We start from the raw sequence: 19,376 nt of genomic DNA, 5'->3' as shown, positions 1-19,376 counted from the left end.
CGTTTTACCAACTTTGTGCCTAACGACTACTTCCAGTTCAAGAATTTTCGGGTGCAGCAGGATAGCTGCGCCATGAAGGTATGCACCGATGCCTGCGTGCTCGGGGCCGTGGCTGACTTAGGGGGAGCGGCCCGCGTTCTGGATGTGGGCACCGGCACCGGGTTGCTGGCCCTTATGGCGGCGCAGCGTTTCCCAGCGGCTCACATCGAGGCGGTAGAAATAGACGCGGCGGCCGCTGCCCAAGCCCTTCAGAATGTAGCCGCCAGCCCCTGGGGCACCCGAATTCGGGTGCACGCCATTAGCCTGGCCGCTTACGCAGCCACGCGGCCGCTCCCCTTCGACCATATTCTTTGTAACCCCCCGTTCTTTCGCAGCTCGCTTCGTTCGCCTGATGCAGCCCGCACCACGGCTCGCCACGCGGCCGAAGACACTTTGTCATTTGCCGAGTTGGCCGCCTTTGCAGGGCAGCACCTTACGACGGATGGCCGGCTAACCGTATTACTGCCGCTGCCCGAAATGCAGGCGTTTGAGCGCGAGGCGGAACTGGCGGGCCTCTACCCCACTTATCGGCTAATCACCCGGCACCGCGCCAATACCCGCCCGTTGCGCCACATCACCACCTTCAGTCGATACAATAACCAACTCGTGGAGCAAACGTTGGTCATGCATGCTCCCGAAGGCCCAGAATACACGGTGGAGTTCCGAGCTCTGCTCCGTGATTTTTACCTGGCTTTTTGAGCCATCAGTCAGCCTTTTACATGCCGTGATGAAGGGCCAGTAAGCGCGGCTACCGAACCGTTAGGTACTGATCAGTGGGCCTGCTTATCGAGCAGCAACAAACTCAGGTGCTCAAGCATTTCTTGGGGAATGGCTTTGAGCATGTTGCGGGAGAGTTCGACAAACTCGTGGGCCCAATAGTGACGCTGGACGCGGCCATCGGCCAATACGGTATTTCGTCGCAGGTTTCGGTTAGCGAGGTCAGAGTATGCGAAGTGAGCAGGATGCCGGTGCCTTAGCATGGGTTTATTCCTGATACGCAGCAGTGAGCTAGGCCAATGCCTGCTCCACTTCCAAGAATCGAATGCCATAGCCAGCCTCCAGCTCCGCCAAGATTGGCTCGTACAGATCGGCGTGCACCGGCACCACCACACCGTGCTGGCTTACCAGCCCGAGAGCCAGGCGCCGCACGGCCATGCCCAAGGGCAGCCCTACTGTTTTGGCCATGGCCGTGTGCACCGCGTCGTCGCCGATTACTACGAGCGAAGACGTGCGCTGCCGCCGCTCGCCCTCCAGCTCGTACTCAAACAAGTGCTGCATCACAATCATGTCGTGGTCGTTGGGCTGCAGCTTCCACTTCGCGGTGAGCAGGTACTCCAATAGCTGCGCGGGGGTGGCATCGGGCAAGCCTACTAGCTCATCCGAAAACAAGCCCAGCCACATCAAGCGCTGCAGTTCCTCTCCTTCCGGATCCAGACCGAGGTAATTGGCTACTTGCTCGGCCAAGGCAGCCTGGGTAGTAGCCGGCGGTAGAAACGATTCCACCAGCGCCGACCACGGTAACTCCGCTCTGTTCCCTAGCCGATAAGAATCGTCGGTCAGACCCAGGCTTACGAGGGCCTGCCAGCCCGCGCAATAGCCCGGGCGACGCAGGGTACCCCGCAACATGGTGGGAATGTCCTGCAAGCCGTAGAGCGGGCGGTAGCTGAGCGAGTCGCGGTTGGCGTAGCCCTCAAACTCGCCAAAGCCCGGTACTTCCAGTTGCTCCACGCGCCGAAACAGGTGCGGGTATGGAATAAAACGCGGGTGCCCGGCTTCGATGTAGCGCGCCGTACCCTGCCCGGCCAACACCACATTGCGCGGGTTCCAGGTAAACTTGTACCGCCACGGATTGTCACCCTCGGAATCCGGTGCCATCAGCCCGCCACAGTACGACTTAAACGAGGTCAGGCGCCCGCCCTGTGCCCTAATTTCTTCCAGCACCGGCATGGCCGACATATGGTCGAGGCCGGGGTCGAGGCCGCATTCCATCAGAAACGTCAGGCCGGCTGCCTGCGCCTCGGCATCGAAGGCCCGGATTTCATCGGTAGCGTAGCTGGCTGTGGCCAGATGCCGCCGGTGCTGCAGGCAGGCTTTGGCCACCAGCGGGTGAAACAGCGCCGGCAGCATGGAAATAACGATGTCATGCGCTTCTACCAGTTGATGCAGCAGTTCTTTGTCGCTGATTTCGAAAGCCACTGCTTTGGCTGTGCCCGCGTACGCAGCCAGCAAGGGCCCCAAGGGCTCCGGGTTGACGTCGGCAATGGTGAGGAGCCAGGAGTGCGCCTGGCTCTGGCGCAGCAAATACTGAATCAGCGTGGAAGCCGAGCGTCCAGCGCCAAGCAACAGAATACGAGTCATTAGGTAGTGGTACGGGTGGAAAGTCGGGGGCATTGGCAACTGAAAGCCCATCCCAGTTACTAGGGTATTGAGAAGGGCTGGGCGTAGCTAACAGCTGATTTTTGGACGAAATGTACTATTTTCGTCCCCCGTGGCCCAACGGGGCCGCCGTCAGGTGGCTATTTACTCTTCTTTTCTGCCGTTTTTGTGCCGCCAATGGCCCAAACCCTGAACCTGACCATCAGCGCCGACGTCCTGACGGAAGCCGAGCTAACCGCCGAAGAAGCCCGTTGCTGGCAAGCTGCCCAAGCTGCTACCGAGCATTCATACGCACCTTATTCCCATTTCCACGTTGGCGCGGCTTTGCTGCTTGATGACGACAGCATCTCGTGGAACACCAACCAGGAAAATGCTGCTTACCCTTCCGGTCTGTGCGCCGAGCGTACAGTGCTATTTGGCCTGAATAGCCAGCCCGGCCGGCGCATTCGGTACATGGCCGTGGCCGCCCGGCCACTCGGCGGCGAATTTGTGCCCGTGACTTCCTGCGGCGCTTGCCGTCAGGTCATGATCGAGTTCGAAAACCGTCAGCCGGAGCCAATCCCTTTGCTACTAGCCGGTCCCGATGGCACCATCTGGCGCTTCAAGCGCCTGGCCGACCTACTTCCCTTTCAGTTTTCTCCCGACGTGCTGCCGTCTCGCGGGTAAGAACAGCAGCTGACTTGCTCATGGATGCTTCGGAACGCCGCATGGTAGTGCCGCGCACGGCCCGTTATTACCAGCTTGGTGACTTGGCCACTGCCAAACGGCTGTGGGTGGTTTGCCATGGCTACGGGCAGTTAGCCTCGTACTTCATTCGCCACTTTCGTTCGATACCGGAATACGCGCCCGGTACCGTGATTGTCGCGCCGGAAGGCTTGTCCCGATTTTACCTGCAAGGCACCAGCGGCCGGGTAGGTGCCACCTGGATGACACGCGAAGACCGCCTGACGGAAATCGAAGATTACTCGGCTTATCTGGAGCAATTGCTCGAGGAATTACTAGCTGCTTGTCCACCTACTGGGGTTCAAGTCACGCTCCTTGGTTTCTCGCAGGGTGCCACTACCCTTAGCCGCTGGCTTTTGCGTTCGTCCTTTGCCCCAGCCCGGCTGATCCTTTGGGCCGGCGCATTTCCGGAAGACGCGGAGCCAGCTGCCGCGCAGGAGCTTTTCCAGCGCGTACCGGATATTACATACGTCTGCGGCGACACTGATGCTTACGTTTCAGCACCGCGTATTCAGGAGCAGCTAACCCTACTGGATCGGTTCGGTGCCGCCCCGAAGGTGCTGCGCTTTACCGGCGGCCACGAACTCAATGCCCAATTGCTTCAGCAACTTGCTGAATCCCGCTAAACCGACAACAGCCCGCCGTTAAGCGGGCTGTTGTCGGTTTATAACGGTGGCTGCGGCCTGAGCTCCGGCCAGAATAGTTACCTCCGCAATGGTGACGTGCGGCGGCCGGGTCACCATAAACTGGATGACGTCGGCCACATCTTCAGCGCGCAACGGCTGAAAGCCTTGGTATACGCTGGCCGCCCGGTCTTTGTCGCCTTTGAATCGTACCTCCGAGAATTCCGTTTCTACGGCCCCCGGATTCACTTCCGCCACGCGTATGCCCAGGCTGATCAGGTCGAGCCGCATGCCTTTGCTGAGTGCGGCCACCGCAGCCTTGGAAGCGCAGTACACGTTGCCGTTAGCGTATACCTCGTGCCCGGCCACCGAGCCGATGTTTACCACGAAGCCGCTGCGCTGCGCCTGCATGGCCGGCAACACCGCGTGCGTCACGTTTAGCAAGCCCCGCACATTGCTGTCTAGCATCAGGTCCCAATCTGTGGGGTCGCCACTCTGGATAGGTGCTAGGCCATGGGCATTGCCGGCATTGTTGACCAGCACATCCACCGCTTGAAATTCAGCGGGTAGACTGCCAATGGCGGCATCTACCGCGGACCGGTCGCGCACGTCAAAGGTTAAGATATGCACTGGCACTGCGGCCAGCTCTTGCGCCAGCTCCTCCAGTCGTTCGCGGCGTCGGCCGGTTATGATCAGCTTAAAGCCGGCCTGAGCCAGCGCCACGGCCGTAGCCCGGCCAATTCCGGATGAAGCACCGGTGATTAAGGCAGTTTTCATAGTTGCGTTCCAAGCAAATGGCTGGGAGGTGAAATGATTGATTGTTCACTGATGAACGACCTCTCATTTCAACGCCCAGCCATTTAACACTTAGCAGATTTACTCAAAGGTGAAGTACAGCGTCACGGTATTGCTCCGAATGCGCTGAAAGCTGTTGGTGTATATGTCGGTGCCCGGCTGAATCAGGTTAGGCAAACCGTGCGAGAAGCGCAATTCAGGAGCGAATTTGAAGAAAGGATAAAACAAGTCCAGCCCGACCCCATACTCGATGGCAAAATCCGAGCTACCTACCTGTAGTTGATTGCGTTCCGGGTCACGCTTGCGCGAACCCACATTAAAGCTCTGACGCACCCCGCCCACCATGTACACGCGGGTGTTGCGGCGCCGCTCCGATTTGAACTTAAACAGCAGTGGCAAATCCAGCTGGGTTGTGCCGATTTCCTGATCGACAATACCCTCTTGGCCGCCTAGGGCCTCAAACTTTATTTGGCGCGTCAGAAACGAAACTCCCGGCGTAAAGCGCAGGTTCAGGTAATCAGTTAGGCGGGCATCGCCCACAAAGCCGACGGAAAAACCCGGGCTAACGCGGGCATTGGCAGCCACTGCCTGCCCGCCGTTCAGGTTGTTGACGTAGGTCTGGGAATGCTCCAACCGGTAGCGCGAGGCGTTCAGCCCGATGTAGAAGCCTGGGTGAAACCATCGGTCGTCGTAGCCCGTCAGGTTATTTACCGTTACGGACTTTACCCGACCGTTCTTGCCTCGGTTGGCGGCGGTATAGCTTTTCTTTTGAGCCAGCGCCGCAGTGGGCAAGGCGAGCAGCAACATGGCTGCGAGACGAAGCTTTATTTGGTGGCGGTGTATATGGAGCTTATGCCGAAGGTGAGCGGTTGCCATTGGGGAGTGTTAAAACCGACCTGCTTCAGAATGGCCTGGAATGCCGGACCATCCGGAAAAGCCTGCACCGATTCGGGGAGGTACGAATAGGCAGCGCGGTCTTTGGAAATCAGTTTACCAAACACCGGCAAGATATGCCGGAAGTAGAAATTGTAGGCCTGCTTGAAGGGGAAAGACCGGGGTTTCGAGAATTCCAGAATCACCACTTTGCCACCAGGCTTGAGTACACGGTACATCTCGCTTAGTCCTTGCTGCAGGTTTTCGAAGTTACGTACTCCGAACGACGCTGTTACGGCATCGAAGGTATTATCCTCAAACGGCAGGTTTTCCGAGTCGCCGAGTTGCAGCTCCACGCGGTGGCCCAAACCCCGCTCCCGCACTTTGCGGCGCCCCACATCCAGCATGCCTTCGGAAATGTCGACGCCCGTTACTTTCACTTCCTCGCCAAGCCGAAGCGTTTCAAAAGCGAAGTCACCGGTACCGGTGGCAATATCCAAAATGCGAGCCGGACGCAGTTGCCGCAGTTCACCCACGGCTTTGCGACGCCAGTAAATATCGGTTCCGGCGCTCAGGAAGTGGTTTAGGAAGTCATATTTACCCGCGATGCTGTTAAACATCTGCGCGACTTGTGACTTCTTGCTGTTGGGGTCGTCTTTGTAGGGTACTACGGTCATGGGTTGCGGTACAAACGGCCAGAGGGGCCGCAAATTGCCCAATAAGAACGGGCTAAGCCGCATAATGTTAAAAAAAACGGGTGCGGCCAATGGCCGCACCCGTTTTTTCTGGTGCCAAAATCGGTGGTTAGTCGTTCTTGGTCTTCACTTTAGTTTTATCGCCGGCAGCATCTTTGGCTTTCGAGTCCAGTTCACCGTCTTTGGTTACGGTCTTGGTCTTTTCGCCGCTGGGGCCTTCGGTTTTGATTTTCACTTTGTCGCTGTCTTCATCCACTTTGGTTTTCACCTTGGTGCCATCAGCAGCTTTCACTTTGGTTTTGCCGGGTTGCAGCGGAGCCGTAGTGCGGGTAGAAGTACCAGTAGTACCGCTCGTGCCAGTAGCGCGAGTGCCAGTAGTGCCCGTTCCGGCGCCGGTTCCACCTGAGTTGCTAGTGCCACCACTCATTACGTCGCGTAGGGTCTGACCTTCCTTTAGAATGGGGCGGAATTCCACGCGGCGGTTCAGCTGCATGTTTTCCGGCGAATCATTCGGGGCCGCCGGACGACGCTCGCCGTAGCTCACGGTTACCATGCGGGTTTCGTTGATGCCGTTACGCTTCAGGTAGTTGTAAGCCGAGTTCGAGCGGTTCTGACCGAGCACCATGTTGTACTCATCCGTGTTGCGCGAGTCGCAGTGCCCTTCAATCGAAATGTTCAGACCGGGATTGGCCTTTAGTACGGTAGCCACCTGATTCAGCTCGCGCACCGATTCCGGACGCAAGTTGTACTTGTCGGTATCGAAGTAGATCTTCTTGAACAAGTTGTCGGCTATCGACATAGTGTCTACGTAGGGCACGTAGAAATTTTTCACGATGCTGGTGGTATCATTCGTTACCACTGGCACGGCAAATTCCTCAGTCGTGATGTTCTTGCCATCCTTCGACACGGCTACCTGGTAGGTACGGCCCGAGAGCAAGCTCACCGAATAGTCACCGGTTTCCGGCTTCGTAACGTCGCGGAAGCTGATAGCCGTTTTGTCGGCCTGCGTACCGCTGAATACCAGTTCTACGCCCGGAATTACCGAGATGCTGTCACGAGCCGAGAAGACTTTACCGCGAATCGTGACATTCTTGATATAGTTGATAGTGTAGATGTCCTTTTCACCGTAGCCACCGATGCGGTACGACGACAAGTAGGCGTACGAGCCATCCGGCGAGAGGCGGTAGTAAGTGTCATCGTCCGGCGTGTTGATGGGATAACCCATGTTTTCAGCCCGGCCCCATTTCTTAGCTACATCATCCCACTCCGACTTGAAGATGTCGTAGCCGCCCATGGTGTTGTGCCCACGCGACGAGAAGTACAACGTTTTGCCATCCCGGCTCAGGTAAGGGCTATCATCGTCGTATCTGGTGTTGATCTGGCTACCGATAGACTTAGCAGGACCCCAGTCACCACCCGGCTGGCGGGTAGCGTAGTAGATATCCAACGTGTTGTCTTCCGAGTACTTGCTCGTCGAGAAGTAGATAGTTAAGCCATCCGGAGTAATAAAAGCATCCGACTCAAAACCTTTGGAGTTGATGTTGCCATTCAACTTTTTTGGTTGGCTCCAGTCACCACCCGTTTTCTCCGTGTAGAAGATGTCGCCGTTTTCATCTTGGCGGTACATCAGCATCTTCGTGTCGTTATCGAAGACTTGAATGGAGGCATCGTGGCCTTTGCCGTTCAGCACGCCCGAGAGCGAACGGGGCTTTTCCCACTCGTCATCGTCGATACGGCGTGCTTCGAAGATGTCCTCAAAGTACTCCCCATCAGCCGCCACGTTGTCCTTTTTCTTCGTGGTGCCCGAGGCTGCGCCGCCGCTGGCATTAGAGCCAGTTACGTTTTCGGAACGCGAAGTAAAAAGCAGAATCTTATCGTCCGACGAAATTACCGGGCTGTGCTCAGAGTACGACGTATTAATCGTCGGGCCGAGGTTTTTCACGAAGATGTCCTTCGGGCTGTTGAACTGAATCTTGGCGTTTTTGGCGTGCTGAATCAGTTGGGCTAGCTCGGCTTTGCGCGTGTCCTTCTTTTTCAAGGTCACGTTGTAAGCCTGGAAATGGGCAATAGCCTCGTCAAAGTTGTAGTTCAGGTGGTCGACGCGGCCGAGCCAATATTCAACATCCTTCGAAACGTTCTTTTTTAAACGCTGCGACTTGTAGATGTAGTCGCTGGCCTTCTCCTTGTCAAAAGACATATAGGAAATACCGGCGCGGAACAGTGCCTGAGCGTTGTTGGGCTCCTTGGCCAGCACTTGCTCGTAGTAAGGAATAGCTGCCCGGTAGTTCTCTTGATCAAAGAACTTGTTGGCGGTCTTTAGCTGCTTACGAGTGCTTTGGGCCATCGAAGGCTGAGCCACGGCGGCGGCCAGAGCCATTGCGCAAGAGGCCTGAAGTAACCTTCTGACGAAGTTGTCCATTTGAAGGGGAGTTTGGAATAAGGAGTTGCAGAGAAGGGATGTTTGCTACCAGCCCTAACCATTTTAATAGGTGTAGGGGTGGCAAAAGCGTCCCTATATACTCAAAACCCGTATCAAGGTTGGTTTGCTACTCGGGGAATTTTGCAAAAGAACAGGCTACGAAAAGTAGATTCCACTCTTGCAAAACGAAGCAAAAACACCCAAAAAACGGGTTTACCGTGGGCAAAGATAAAAATTTTATAATACGACCTTAGTCGCATCCTATCCGCTAGGCGGTTTGGATGAGTATTTCCAATGCTTTTGCCGGTCGCAAAAAGTTGAAATTACTCAGCAGGAGCCGCACAAATATATAAGCGCAATAATAAATGCAAGGAAGCCGACAAAAAAAACTGACTCAAAACGTGAAAAAGTACGACTTCAATTCGATTGCCGGATAGATTCTACTTTTGCATTCAGAAATTCACTTTTGTATTGCTGCATATGATTATTCGCGACGCCCGTTTTTTGAGCAGCAACACCCAGGTAGACAAGTGCCCGGAGCCCACAATGCCCGAATATGCCTTCATCGGGCGCTCCAACGTGGGTAAGTCTTCACTTATAAACATGCTTACGGGCCGTACAGGCTTAGCCAAGACATCGTCGCTGCCTGGTAAAACCCAGCTCATCAACCATTTCATTATAAATGATCAATGGTACTTGGTGGATTTACCGGGTTATGGATATGCGAAAGTAAGCAAAGAGTCGCGGGCAAAATGGGGCAAAATGATTCGCGCTTATTTGACCAAACGCGAAAATTTGACGTGCGTATTTGTATTAATTGATTCCCGCCTGCCACCGCAAGCAGTAGATTTAGAGTTCATTACCATGGTCGGCGAGATGGGAGTGCCGTTCGTACTGGCCTTTACCAAAACCGATAAACAGTCAGGTTCAAAGACAGCACAGAATGTGCAAACCTTTCTCGATAAAATGCGAGAAAGCTGGGACGAACTCCCCCGTCACTTCGTTACTTCTTCCTCTGCCCGGCAAGGTCGCGAGGAAGTTCTCGACTTTATTAACGAAGTAAACCAACAGTTAAAGGAGCAAACGGATGATGCGGGTGGGAATGCGTAGATTGGCCTCGTAATTGCCAACAGCCGGCTTACGCCCACCCTATTCGTTTAATTCCTTCTTTCTCCTCATTGAATATGAAAAAGACCACCTTCATGCTGGCTGTGGCACTGCTGGCGCTGGCGGCTGTGCCAGCCATGGCGCAGCAGAAAGTGAAAGTGAAAACCAAGACCGAAGGCGACGCCGCCCCGGCACCGGAGGCCCCGGTTGAAGCCTCGGTTCCTAACCCGGCTACGGCTGGCGCGGGCAAGAGCATTCCCGTGGCTGAGTATTACGAAGGCGGCCAAGAAGCCATGTACGATTTCATCTATAAAGAGATGAAATACCCGCTGCTGGCCCGCCGCAACCGGGTACAAGGCACTTGCATTGTAAGCTTTACCCTGAACCCCGATGGCAGCCTTAGCGCAGTAAAGCTGATCAAGAACATCGGTGGAGGCTGCGGCGAGGAAGCATTGCGCCTCGTGAAGCTGCTGCAGTTCAAAAAGCCCGAGTACCCCATCCTGACGAGCCTGCCCATCTCTTTCAAACTGGGCGCGGCTACCTCCAATGCTACTGAATAGTTCTGCTTTTTTCTTAACCGTTTTTCCGTTCCTATGCCCTACGACCTGAGGGAAATTGCCGCCATCAGCGGCATGAGCGGCCTGTACCGCTTGGTACGCCCGGCCAATAACGGCGTGCTGGTGGAAACCCTGGACGCGCAGGCCCGCCGCTCAGTGGCTTCGGCCCGTAATAAGGTATCGTTGCTGCACGAAATTTCCATCTACACCGAAGACCCGGACCAGACGGTGCCGCTGACGGAGGTGTTCGACCGCATCTACCAAAAGCATGGCAAAGAGCTGCCCGTCACCAACAAATCAGACGATGCAACTCTAAGCAGCTTCATGGCCGATATCATGCCTGAGTACGACCGACAGCGTGTATACATGTCGGACATTCGTAAGCTCATCAGCTGGTACGGCGCCGTAAGCAACCGCTTGGAATACCAGTCGGCCGAGGCGGCTTTGGGTGACGAAGCGGCAGCCCTGGCCGAAGAAACCGATGCGACGACCGATACGCTCAGCACAGCTGGCGCCATTCCGGCGCAAACTGCTGACTCGGACGATGCCGAAGGCAACCCTGAGGCTGCTGGCGACAAGTCCAAACAGGTCAACAACTAATCGGACTAGCCCAACAAAAAAGCCCGGAGCAGTTGCTCCGGGCTTTTTTGTTGGGCTAGTCCATGGTTTCTATTAAGCTTCCTGAGCTGCCGAAACCGCTTGACGCTCTTTGGCTAAAAATTCTTCGGCTTTCTCTACCAGCTCGGTAGAGCCGATAAACAGCGGGCAGCGCTCGTGCAGCGAGGTGGGCTGAATTTCCATCAGGCGCTTGGCACCGCTGCTGGCTTTGCCGCCGGCTTGCTCCACGATGAAAGCCAACGCGTTGCCTTCGTACATCAGGCGCAGCTTGCCATTGGGCGCCTTGGCCGTGGGCGGGTAGATATAAATACCGCCCTTCAGCAGGTTGCGGTGGAAATCGGCTACCAGCGAACCGATGTAGCGGGCCGAGTAATTCTGATCCTTGCAGTATTGCACGTAGTCCTTTACGCCCTGCGGAAAAGAATTGGAGCTACCCTCGTTGATGGAGTAAATCGTGCCAGTTTTTGGAGTGGTGATGTTGGGGTGCGAAAGGAAAAATTCGCCCAACGACGCTTCGTATGTGAAGCCGTTCACGCCTGCACCGGTGGTATACACCATCATGGTGCTGGAACCGTAGATGACGTAGCCAGCGGCCACCTGGTGAATACCTTTCTGCAGGCAGTCCTCCGTAGTGCCCTCCTGCCCAATAGGCGACTGACGGCGGTAGATGCTGAAGATGGTACCGATGGACACGTTCACGTCAATATTCGACGAACCGTCCAGCGGATCGATGGCCACCACGTACTTGCCTTGGTTTTTGCCGGTCTGGATCATGTCCTCTTCCTCTTCGGAGATAACCGTGCAAACCTCGCCCCCATTGCGCAGGGCGCGGATGAAGCGGATGTTGGCAATGACGTCAAGCTTCTGCTGGTCTTCGCCCTGCACGTTTTGCTGGCCGTAGGCGCCGGCAATGTCGATCAGACCAGAACGGTTGATTTCACGGTTGACGATTTTGGCGGCCAGTGCGATGTCGCGCAGCAACTGCGAAAGCTCACCTGTGGCATAGGGGAAATCCTCCTGCTTGCGCATGATGAACCGGTCGAGGGTGGTTCCGACGGGTAGCGCGAGACGGTCAGGGTTGTGTTCCATAAAAATGGGAAGGAAAAACAGGGCAGGATAAAGTCAGCTAGCAAAACTAAGCGTTTTCGCCCGTAGTTAGCGGCAGCTTTCTACTTTTGGCGCATGCATTCTTCGCATTCGCTTCGCGTGTACAAGTTTGGTGGCGCATCGGTAAAAGACGCCGCCGCTATTCGCAACCTCCAAACTATTGTGCGCTGCCGCCCCGCCGAGCAGCCTTTGTTGGTGGTGGTATCGGCCATGGGCAAGACCACCAATGCTTTGGAGCGGATTTTTCATCTGGCCCACAACGGAGAAGACTATGCGACCGAACTAGCAGAGCTGCAGCGCTTTCACATCGCCGTGGCCGATGGCTTGCTGCCCGATACGCCGCGTAACGCTGATAATATTCCGGAGTGCGGCGAAGGCGGCGGCTCGCTTCAGTGCCTGCTGCAAGAACTCGGAGATAAGCTGGCCACGCTCAGCAAAGGCGAGTACGACCGACAATATGATCAAGTGGTAAGCTACGGCGAGTTGCTGGCGACCTGCATTGTGGCGGCGGCCGTACAGGCGCAGTGGCTGGATGTGCGCCCGCTCATTCGCACCGACCACAGTTGGCGCGAAGCCCGAGTAGATTGGGCCACCACCGAGCGTAACGTGCGCGACCAGGTGTTACCCTTGCTGCAGCGTGGCGTGGTGCTAACGCAAGGCTTCCTGGGCGGCACGGCCAGCGGGCAGACCACCACGCTGGGCCGCGAAGGCTCCGATTACACAGCGGCCATCTTGGCGTACTGCCTTGGCGCAGAGTCCGTTACCATTTGGAAAGACGTAGCGGGCCTGCTCAATGCCGACCCAAAAATCTTCCCTGACACGGTACGCTACCCCGAAATCAGCTATCAGGAAACCATCGAAATGGCGTACTACGGGGCTTCAGTGATTCACCCCAAGACCATCAAGCCCTTGGCGGTGCGCCACATTCCGCTCTACGTGAAGTCGTTTGTAGCCCCCGAGGCGGAGGGAACCAAAATCCACGACTGCAAGCATGGAACCTTGGCCCCAGCCCTTATCCTGAAGACCAATCAATGCCTGCTCTCCTTTGAGTCGAAGGATCTGACTTTTATTTCCGAAGAAAACCTAGAAGTAATATTTGGGGCGCTGGCTCAGGTGCGGCTCAAGATCAATTTGATGCAGAACTCGGCCATCTCCTTTTCGGTGTGTACCGACTGGCACGAATACCGGCTACGCAAGCTGCTGGAACAGTTGCGCGAGCATTTTACCATCTACTACAACACCGGCTTGGAGCTGTACACCATCAAAAATTACACGCCCGAAGCCATAACGCAACTCACCGCTGGCCGGCAGCTGCTGCTGGAGCAGCGCACCCGCCAAACGTTTCAATTTGTGGCGAGAGCGGTGACAGGTGACAGGTGACAGGTGACAGGTGACAGGTGACAGGTGACAGGTTGGAACTTGTGAGCTGAGTTCGGGATGCGTAGCGGCGATTAAAATTCGCTTCCGTTGACTTGCCGATTTTATTTATTACCTGTCACTTCCTACTTGTCACTTCCTAAAATCAAACCTTTTTGCTTGGCAAGCGCTTATAGGAGTACTTTTGCTCTAGAGAATCATTCCTATCTGTGAGCCATTCCGCTTTAATGTCTGCTCCCGACCGCGACCAACTGCACCACCGCCTGACCCAGGCAGGGCTGCGGGCTACGCAGCAGCGCATCGTCATTTTGGAAGCCCTGCTGACCTTGCCGGGCCATCCCACTGCCGAGCAGGTGTTTAAGCAGGTTCGTCCGGACAACCCCACGGTATCTTTGGGCACCGTGTACAAGACGCTGGATGCCTTTGTGGCCGCTGGCCTGCTGAAGCGCGTGGCCGACGCCGACGGCACGCGCCGCCGCTACGACACCGACTGCTCCAGTCACCACCATTTGTTTTGCCAAGACACGCAGGAAATTATTGATTACTGCGACCCAAAGCTGGACCAACTGCTGCAGGAGTTCTTTGCCGCCCGGGGTTTTGAGAACTTTCAGCCTCGCTCCTTCTCACTGCACATTAGCGGCGTGAGAAAAGCAGGAATCCCTGCCAAAAAAGGCGCCACCCGTTGAGCTTTCCGGTGGTACTGCGCCTTGCCTAGCCACTGGCTGGGCTCAGCACCATGTTTCTTTCCTTTTTCTTACCATCCCCAAATTCCATTTTCTAATGGCAGTTCTCGTAGGCAAGCGTGCCCCCTCGTTCAAGGCTACGGCCGTTGTAAACGGTGAAGAGTTTGAAGAAGATTTCAGCCTCGACCGTTACCTGGGCAAGAAGCACGTCATTTTCTACTTCTACCCGGCTGACTTCACGTTCGTTTGCCCCACTGAAATCATTGCGTTCCAAGAGCGTCTGGCTGAGTTCGAAGCCAAAGGCGTAGCCATTGTAGGCTGCTCTACCGACTCGCATTTCTCTCACTTTGCCTGGCTGCAAACGCCGCGCGAAAACGGTGGTATTGCCGGAATTACCTACCCGCTGGTAGCCGACGCCACCAAAACCATCGCCGCTAACTATGACGTGCTCGGTGGTCACTACGACTACAACGACGCTGGCGAAATGACCTACGTTGGCTCGCCAGTAGCTTACCGTGGTCTGTTTTTGATCGACAAAGATGGCATCGTGCGCCACCAGCTGGTGAACGACGGCCCGCTCGGTCGCTCCATCGACGAAGCCATGCGCCTCGTAGATGCCCTGCAATACTTTGAAAAGAACGGCGAAGTATGCCCCGCTAACTGGGAACAAGGCCAGGAAGCCATGACTGCCACCCGCGAAGGGGTAGCTAACTACCTCTCCAAGCAGGAAGCTTCGCGCTAGTAGCTTGGTGCAATGTAAGTAAGGCACTCCAATGAAGAAGCCCCGTCCGTTTGGTCGGGGCTTTTTTTCTGCGGTCGAAACTGTACCTGCTACTTTTGCAGCTTCCGTTCAGTTTAGGGCCCGGGCCCTTACGGCACCATACCCCCAGCACGACCTTTGGTTTTTCTGTATTCCCTCGCCATTCACCTGTACGGCCTGCTGTTGCGGCTGGTGGCGCCTTTCATCCCCAAGGCCAAGCAGTGGGTAACCGGCCGGCACGACTTGCTTAGCCGCGTGCGGCAGGCACTAGCCTCGGATCCGGCGCCGCGCCTGTGGGTGCACTGCGCCTCGCTCGGTGAGTTTGAGCAGGGTCGGCCGTTGATGGAAGCGTTGCGGGTGCAGTACCCGCAGCACAAGATCGTGCTGACGTTCTTCTCGCCTTCGGGCTACGAGGTGCGCCAGCAGTGGCCGGGCGCTGATTACATTTTTTACCTGCCGCTCGATACAGCGGCCAACGCCCGCGCATTCGTGACGGCGGTGCGGCCCTCGCTGGCCGTGTTTGTTAAGTACGAATTCTGGTACCACCACTTAGCGGAGCTGAGACGGCAGCAGGTGCCTACTTGCTGCGTGTCGGCCATTTTCCGGTCGGAGCAGGCTTTCTTTAAGCCCTGGGGCGGCTTTTTCCGGCGGGTACTGGGCCAACTGACGCGCATCTTCACCCAGGATGAGGCCTCCGCCGAACTGCTACGTGGTATTGGGCTGACGCAAGTAACCGTGGCAGGTGATACGCGCTTCGATACGGTAGCGGCCACAGCCGCCGCTCCAGCCCGTGAACTACCCATCGTGGCGGCGTTCCGAGCCGATGGCGCGCCCGTGCTGGTAGCCGGCAGTGTGTGGCCGCCCGATGTAGCCGTGCTCACGCCTGCACTTCAGCAGTGGGCCGATGCACTGCGCGTCATCGTGGCGCCGCACGAAATCAGCGAGGCGCATTTGCAGCAGGTGGAAGCCGCGCTGCCCGGCCGGGTAGTGCGCTACTCTCAAGCCCAGCCTGATACAGTGGCGCAGGCCCGCGTGCTGCTCATCGACAACATTGGCCTGCTGCGCGAGCTATACCGCGCCGGCGACTTGGCTTACATTGGCGGGGCGTTTGGCAAGGGCCTGCACAATACCTTGGAAGCCGCGGCCTTCGGTTTGCCGCTGCTGTTCGGCCCCCGCTACGATAAATTCCGCGAAGCTCGGGAATTGGTAGCCAGCGGTAGCGCTTCCGTGGTGCACAACGCCAAGGAGGCGCAGCAGGCACTAACTCCTCTCCTAGCAGATGCCGCATATCGGCAGCGCCTGGGCCAGCAAGCCCGTACGTATGTGCAGGAGCAGGCCGGCGCCACTGCCCGCATCATCAGCGAAGTAATCAAATGGTGATTTACCTTCTCCATTCTGATCAATTCGCCATTCATAACTCACGATTCCTTCATTCTACCCTATGACCGGCACCATCGTCAAATCTACGGGCTCCTGGTACGTGGTGCGCGACCATGCCACCCAACAGCTGCACCGCTGCCGCCTGCGCGGCCGCTTTAAGCATAAGGGGCTAAAGGTGAGCAACCCGCTTGCGGTGGGTGACGTGGTGGAGTTTGAAACCGATGCCGACGGCGACGTGGGCACGGGTGTGATTGACCACATCGAACCACGGCGCAACTACATCATCCGCCGCTCGGTGCACAAGTCCGAGCACTCCCACATTGTGGCGGCCAACCTGGACCAAGCCCTGCTGGTAGTTACGCTGGCTTCACCGGCTACCTCTTTTGGGTTTATTGATCGGTTTCTGGTCACCGCCGAGGCCTACAGTATTCCGGCAACCCTCATCTTCAATAAAGTAGACCTCTACGACGAGGAACTGATCGACTACCTTGGGCAGGTGCAGAACATGTACGAGCGCACCGGCTACCCCACCCTGCGCTGCTCGGCCCAAACCGGCGAAGGCGTGGCGGCCGTCGATGCTTTGCTGGATGGTAAGGCCAGCCTGCTTTCGGGTCACTCGGGGGTGGGCAAGAGCACGCTCATCAATGCGCTGGTGCCTGATCTGGACCTAAAGACTACCGAAATCAGCGAGTATTCTGATAAGGGCAAGCATACCACCACCTTCGCCGAAATGCTGGAGGTGCGGGCCGGCACTTACCTAATTGATACGCCCGGCATCAAGGAACTGGGCCTGGTGGATATGAAGGCGCAGGAGTTGGCGCACTACTTCCCCGAGATGCGCCAACGGCTAAACCAGTGCCGCTACCACAACTGCCGCCACGCCGAAGAGCCGGGCTGCGCCGTGCGCGAGGCCGTAGAGAAGGGCAAAATTGCCCTGCCACGCTACGACAGCTACCTCAGCATGCTGGCTGACGAAGACAATCGGCGATAAACCCGAAAAGGCACAACTCTATTCAACGGAAGTGCGAATACGGAGGAGGCGGCTTTTGGGTCTCCATCGCACCTATGAAAGAGCGGATTACCTTTATTGGCCTGGGCAATATGGGCCAGGCCATGGCCACCAACTTACTGCTGGCGGGCCACCAGCTGACGGTGTACAACCGCACGTCCGGTAAAACCACAGCCTTGCAGGACCGCGGTGCCCGCGTTGCCGATTCGCCGGCGGAGGCCGCGCAAGATGCCGGCGTGGTATTCACCATGCTCACCGACGACGAGGCCCTTAAGGAGGTAACCACGGGACCCGACGGCATACTGGAAACCTTACCGACCGGTGCGGTACACGTTTCCTGCAGCACGGTGGCCCCTGGCACCAATGAACAGCTGGCCAAGGCCCACGCCGAGCGCGGCTCTTCCCTGGTAGCAGCGCCGGTATTTGGTAAGCCCATTGCAGCCGCTACGGCGCAACTGTGGATATGCCTAGCCGGCCCCGCCGAAGCCAAAGCTCGCCTGGCGCCCCTACTGCTGCCGCTTTCCCAGGGCAGCTTTGATTTGGGCGAGCAGGTGGGTGCTGCCAACATCGTGAAACTCTGCGGCAACTTCATGATCGGGGCTGCCATCGAAGCTATGGCTGAAGCCTTTACCCTGGCCGAAAAAAGTGGCGTGAGCCGGCAACAGATTTACGATATTATGACTACCACTCTCTTTCACAGCCCGGCCTACCGAAGCTACGGCCAGATGATCGTGACGGAGGATTACAAACCGGCTGGGGCGGCGCCACTGCTGCTGCAGAAAGACCTGAAGCTGGTACTGGCCGAGGCCCGGGCCCGCAAAGTGCCCATGCCCGTGGGTCACATCATCCTGGACCACCTCACCGCCACGGTGGAACAGCAACAATCTGCAGAAGAGGACTGGACGTCGTTTGCGCGGCGCATCTCGGAAGGTGCCGGCCTCAGCCGTTAGCGCTGGCCAAGTGCTACTGCGGGGGCAACAGAACTTGGTCTACCACGTGCAGCACGCCGTTGCTCGACACGGCATCGGTGGTAGTTAATTTGGCGCCGTTGATGGTAATATCGGCCCCCTTCACCCCGATGGTGACCTTCTTCCCATTCATGGTGGTGAGCTGTTGGCCGTCGCGCAGGTCCATGGCCAGCAAGCGGCTTTGAATGATGTGGTAGCCCACCAGGCCGGCTAGCTTGTCTTGGCTCTCAGGCTTGAGCAGGCCAGCCATTGCGCCGTAGGGAAGCTTTTTAAAAGCGGCGTTGGAAGGCGCAAATACCGTGTATGGCCCCTCCCCGCTCAGTCGATCGGCCAGCTCCGCTTGCTTTGCGGCCTGAAGTAGCTGACTCAGTTCGGGAGCTGCCGCGGCATTTTGGGCCAGCGTTTTATCGGAGGTCAGGGCTACGTTGCCTACCATCACCCCACCGGCCTTGCCCATGCGCGCCGAGTCGGCGCTGGCATTCGGGTCGTAGGCCACGGAATCGGCTACGGTAGCGCCGGGCTCGGCAGTGCTATCCGATTCAGCGGGTTGGGAGTTGCAAGCGGCCAACAGGGGCAGCACAGTTAGCCAAGAGAAGAAGCGGTAACGCATGAATAGTCGTGGATTGAGAAGGCAAAGCTAGCAGACGTTGTTTGAGAGCCTAAGGTTGAGAGCAACGCGGCACAAGGTCCGGGCACTGATAGAACTGTAGGTGCGAACCAATAGCGTATCAGCCACAAAAAAACCGCTTGGCTTTCAGGCCGAGCGGTTTTCAAATAGCGCAAGCACCAGCTTACATGTTGGAGGGCAACAGCACTTTGTCGACTACGTGTGTCACACCATTGCTCGAAACCACATCAGCGGTGGTAACGGTGGCCCCGCCAATCATCACTTTGCCGTCTTTCTTCGAGACTTTCAGGTTTTCCCCCTGTATCGTGGTGAGTTCCTGGCCATCCATGAGCTCAGCGGCGCGCAACGCCCCGGGCACTACGTGGTAGGCAAGCACACCCCGACAGTTTCTGCTTGTTTTCAGGCTTGAGCAGGTTGTCAACGGTGCCGGCGGGCAGAGCATTGAAGGCCGTATTGGTGGGCGCAAACACGGTAAAGGGCCCGATGCCTTTCAGCGTCCCGACTAGGTCCGCGGCTTTTACGGCGGCTACCAAGGTAGTGTGGTCAGCAGAGTTGACGGCGTTGTCGACGATGTCCTTGTCGGGCGTCATCATGGCACCACCTACCATCACGCCTCCGGCGCCAGCGCCGGCGCCGGTA

General features: G+C 56.9%; 20 protein-coding genes and 1 pseudogene. 12 read left to right on the top strand and 9 right to left on the bottom strand.

Features of this window, described 5'->3' with window-relative positions; all coding sequences use genetic code 11:
• The first annotated feature begins 15 nt into the window (after positions 1–15).
• On the top strand, positions 16–738 hold the full coding sequence (locus tag AC5FXY_RS05275; protein ID WP_493555591.1) for a tRNA1(Val) (adenine(37)-N6)-methyltransferase: 723 nt from the start codon (positions 16–18) through the stop codon (positions 736–738).
• A gap of 71 nt (positions 739–809) precedes the next feature.
• On the opposite strand, the gene AC5FXY_RS05270 is transcribed toward AC5FXY_RS05275, so the two are convergent.
• Complete coding sequence (locus tag AC5FXY_RS05270) at positions 810–1,019, bottom strand: hypothetical protein (protein WP_493555590.1); 210 nt, start codon at positions 1,017–1,019, stop codon at positions 810–812.
• Between the two features lie 28 nt (positions 1,020–1,047).
• On the bottom strand, positions 1,048–2,397 hold the full coding sequence (locus tag AC5FXY_RS05265; RefSeq protein WP_493555589.1) for a saccharopine dehydrogenase family protein: 1,350 nt from the start codon (positions 2,395–2,397) through the stop codon (positions 1,048–1,050).
• A gap of 195 nt (positions 2,398–2,592) precedes the next feature.
• Here AC5FXY_RS05265 and AC5FXY_RS05260 point away from each other — a divergent pair, with 195 nt between their 5' ends.
• Both AC5FXY_RS05260 and AC5FXY_RS05255 read left to right on the top strand, forming a co-directional pair.
• The gene (locus tag AC5FXY_RS05260; RefSeq protein WP_493555588.1) at positions 2,593–3,081 is read left to right on the top strand and encodes a cytidine deaminase; all 489 of its coding nucleotides are present in this window, start codon (positions 2,593–2,595) and stop codon (positions 3,079–3,081) included.
• Between the two features lie 20 nt (positions 3,082–3,101).
• Positions 3,102–3,764, top strand: coding sequence for an alpha/beta hydrolase (locus AC5FXY_RS05255; protein WP_493555587.1), 663 nt, complete (start codon positions 3,102–3,104; stop codon positions 3,762–3,764).
• Between the two features lie 18 nt (positions 3,765–3,782).
• Here AC5FXY_RS05255 and AC5FXY_RS05250 read toward each other — a convergent pair whose 3' ends face one another.
• From AC5FXY_RS05250 to AC5FXY_RS05235, 4 genes are all read right to left on the bottom strand, one after another.
• Positions 3,783–4,538, bottom strand: a complete 756-nt coding sequence (locus tag AC5FXY_RS05250; protein WP_493555586.1) for an SDR family NAD(P)-dependent oxidoreductase — start codon at positions 4,536–4,538, stop codon at positions 3,783–3,785.
• A gap of 99 nt (positions 4,539–4,637) precedes the next feature.
• Entirely contained in the window at positions 4,638–5,363 is a 726-nt protein-coding gene (porT, locus tag AC5FXY_RS05245) for a type IX secretion/gliding motility protein PorT/SprT (protein WP_493555585.1), read from the bottom strand.
• Positions 5,364–5,380: 17 nt separating this feature from the next.
• Positions 5,381–6,106: a bifunctional demethylmenaquinone methyltransferase/2-methoxy-6-polyprenyl-1,4-benzoquinol methylase UbiE gene (gene ubiE, locus AC5FXY_RS05240; protein ID WP_493555584.1), complete on the bottom strand. Its 726-nt coding sequence runs from the start codon at positions 6,104–6,106 to the stop codon at positions 5,381–5,383.
• A gap of 127 nt (positions 6,107–6,233) precedes the next feature.
• Positions 6,234–8,501 carry an OmpA family protein gene (locus AC5FXY_RS05235; RefSeq protein WP_493555583.1) on the bottom strand — a complete coding sequence of 756 codons (2,268 nt, stop codon included), beginning with the start codon at positions 8,499–8,501 and terminating at the stop codon, positions 6,234–6,236.
• Between the two features lie 522 nt (positions 8,502–9,023).
• Here AC5FXY_RS05235 and yihA point away from each other — a divergent pair.
• The 3 genes from yihA to AC5FXY_RS05220 all read left to right on the top strand — a co-directional run bounded on the left by yihA (position 9,024) and on the right by AC5FXY_RS05220 (position 10,807).
• Complete coding sequence (gene yihA, locus AC5FXY_RS05230) at positions 9,024–9,653, top strand: ribosome biogenesis GTP-binding protein YihA/YsxC (protein ID WP_493555582.1); 630 nt, start codon at positions 9,024–9,026, stop codon at positions 9,651–9,653.
• Between the two features lie 74 nt (positions 9,654–9,727).
• The gene (locus AC5FXY_RS05225; RefSeq protein WP_493555581.1) at positions 9,728–10,210 is read left to right on the top strand and encodes an energy transducer TonB; all 483 of its coding nucleotides are present in this window, start codon (positions 9,728–9,730) and stop codon (positions 10,208–10,210) included.
• A gap of 33 nt (positions 10,211–10,243) precedes the next feature.
• Positions 10,244–10,807: a DUF5606 family protein gene (locus AC5FXY_RS05220; protein ID WP_493555580.1), complete on the top strand. Its 564-nt coding sequence runs from the start codon at positions 10,244–10,246 to the stop codon at positions 10,805–10,807.
• A gap of 72 nt (positions 10,808–10,879) precedes the next feature.
• Here the strand turns inward: AC5FXY_RS05220 and fbp are convergent, their stop codons facing one another.
• Positions 10,880–11,914 carry a class 1 fructose-bisphosphatase gene (gene fbp, locus AC5FXY_RS05215; protein ID WP_493555579.1) on the bottom strand — a complete coding sequence of 345 codons (1,035 nt, stop codon included), beginning with the start codon at positions 11,912–11,914 and terminating at the stop codon, positions 10,880–10,882.
• A gap of 93 nt (positions 11,915–12,007) precedes the next feature.
• Between fbp and AC5FXY_RS05210 the strand changes: the two genes are divergently transcribed.
• The 6 genes from AC5FXY_RS05210 to AC5FXY_RS05185 all read left to right on the top strand — a co-directional run bounded on the left by AC5FXY_RS05210 (position 12,008) and on the right by AC5FXY_RS05185 (position 18,091).
• Positions 12,008–13,312 carry an aspartate kinase gene (locus AC5FXY_RS05210; RefSeq protein WP_493555578.1) on the top strand — a complete coding sequence of 435 codons (1,305 nt, stop codon included), beginning with the start codon at positions 12,008–12,010 and terminating at the stop codon, positions 13,310–13,312.
• Between the two features lie 224 nt (positions 13,313–13,536).
• Complete coding sequence (locus AC5FXY_RS05205; protein ID WP_493555577.1) at positions 13,537–13,995, top strand: Fur family transcriptional regulator; 459 nt, start codon at positions 13,537–13,539, stop codon at positions 13,993–13,995.
• A 94-nt stretch (positions 13,996–14,089) separates the two neighbouring features.
• Positions 14,090–14,734: a peroxiredoxin gene (locus tag AC5FXY_RS05200; RefSeq protein WP_493555576.1), complete on the top strand. Its 645-nt coding sequence runs from the start codon at positions 14,090–14,092 to the stop codon at positions 14,732–14,734.
• A gap of 156 nt (positions 14,735–14,890) precedes the next feature.
• The gene (locus AC5FXY_RS05195; protein ID WP_493555575.1) at positions 14,891–16,132 is read left to right on the top strand and encodes a 3-deoxy-D-manno-octulosonic acid transferase; all 1,242 of its coding nucleotides are present in this window, start codon (positions 14,891–14,893) and stop codon (positions 16,130–16,132) included.
• Positions 16,133–16,193: 61 nt separating this feature from the next.
• Complete coding sequence (gene rsgA / locus AC5FXY_RS05190; RefSeq protein WP_493555574.1) at positions 16,194–17,123, top strand: ribosome small subunit-dependent GTPase A; 930 nt, start codon at positions 16,194–16,196, stop codon at positions 17,121–17,123.
• Positions 17,124–17,197: 74 nt separating this feature from the next.
• Complete coding sequence (locus AC5FXY_RS05185; protein WP_493555573.1) at positions 17,198–18,091, top strand: NAD(P)-dependent oxidoreductase; 894 nt, start codon at positions 17,198–17,200, stop codon at positions 18,089–18,091.
• Positions 18,092–18,104: 13 nt separating this feature from the next.
• On the opposite strand, the gene AC5FXY_RS05180 is transcribed toward AC5FXY_RS05185, so the two are convergent.
• Entirely contained in the window at positions 18,105–18,719 is a 615-nt protein-coding gene (locus AC5FXY_RS05180) for a fasciclin domain-containing protein (protein WP_493555572.1), read from the bottom strand.
• 181 nt (positions 18,720–18,900) lie between these two features.
• A pseudogene (locus tag AC5FXY_RS05175) lies at positions 18,901–19,345 on the bottom strand (fasciclin domain-containing protein).
• Positions 19,346–19,376 lie beyond the last annotated feature (31 nt).

The organism is Hymenobacter sp. FMD4, assembly GCF_058932745.1.
This window is presented reverse-complemented; position numbering and strand designations above follow the sequence as displayed.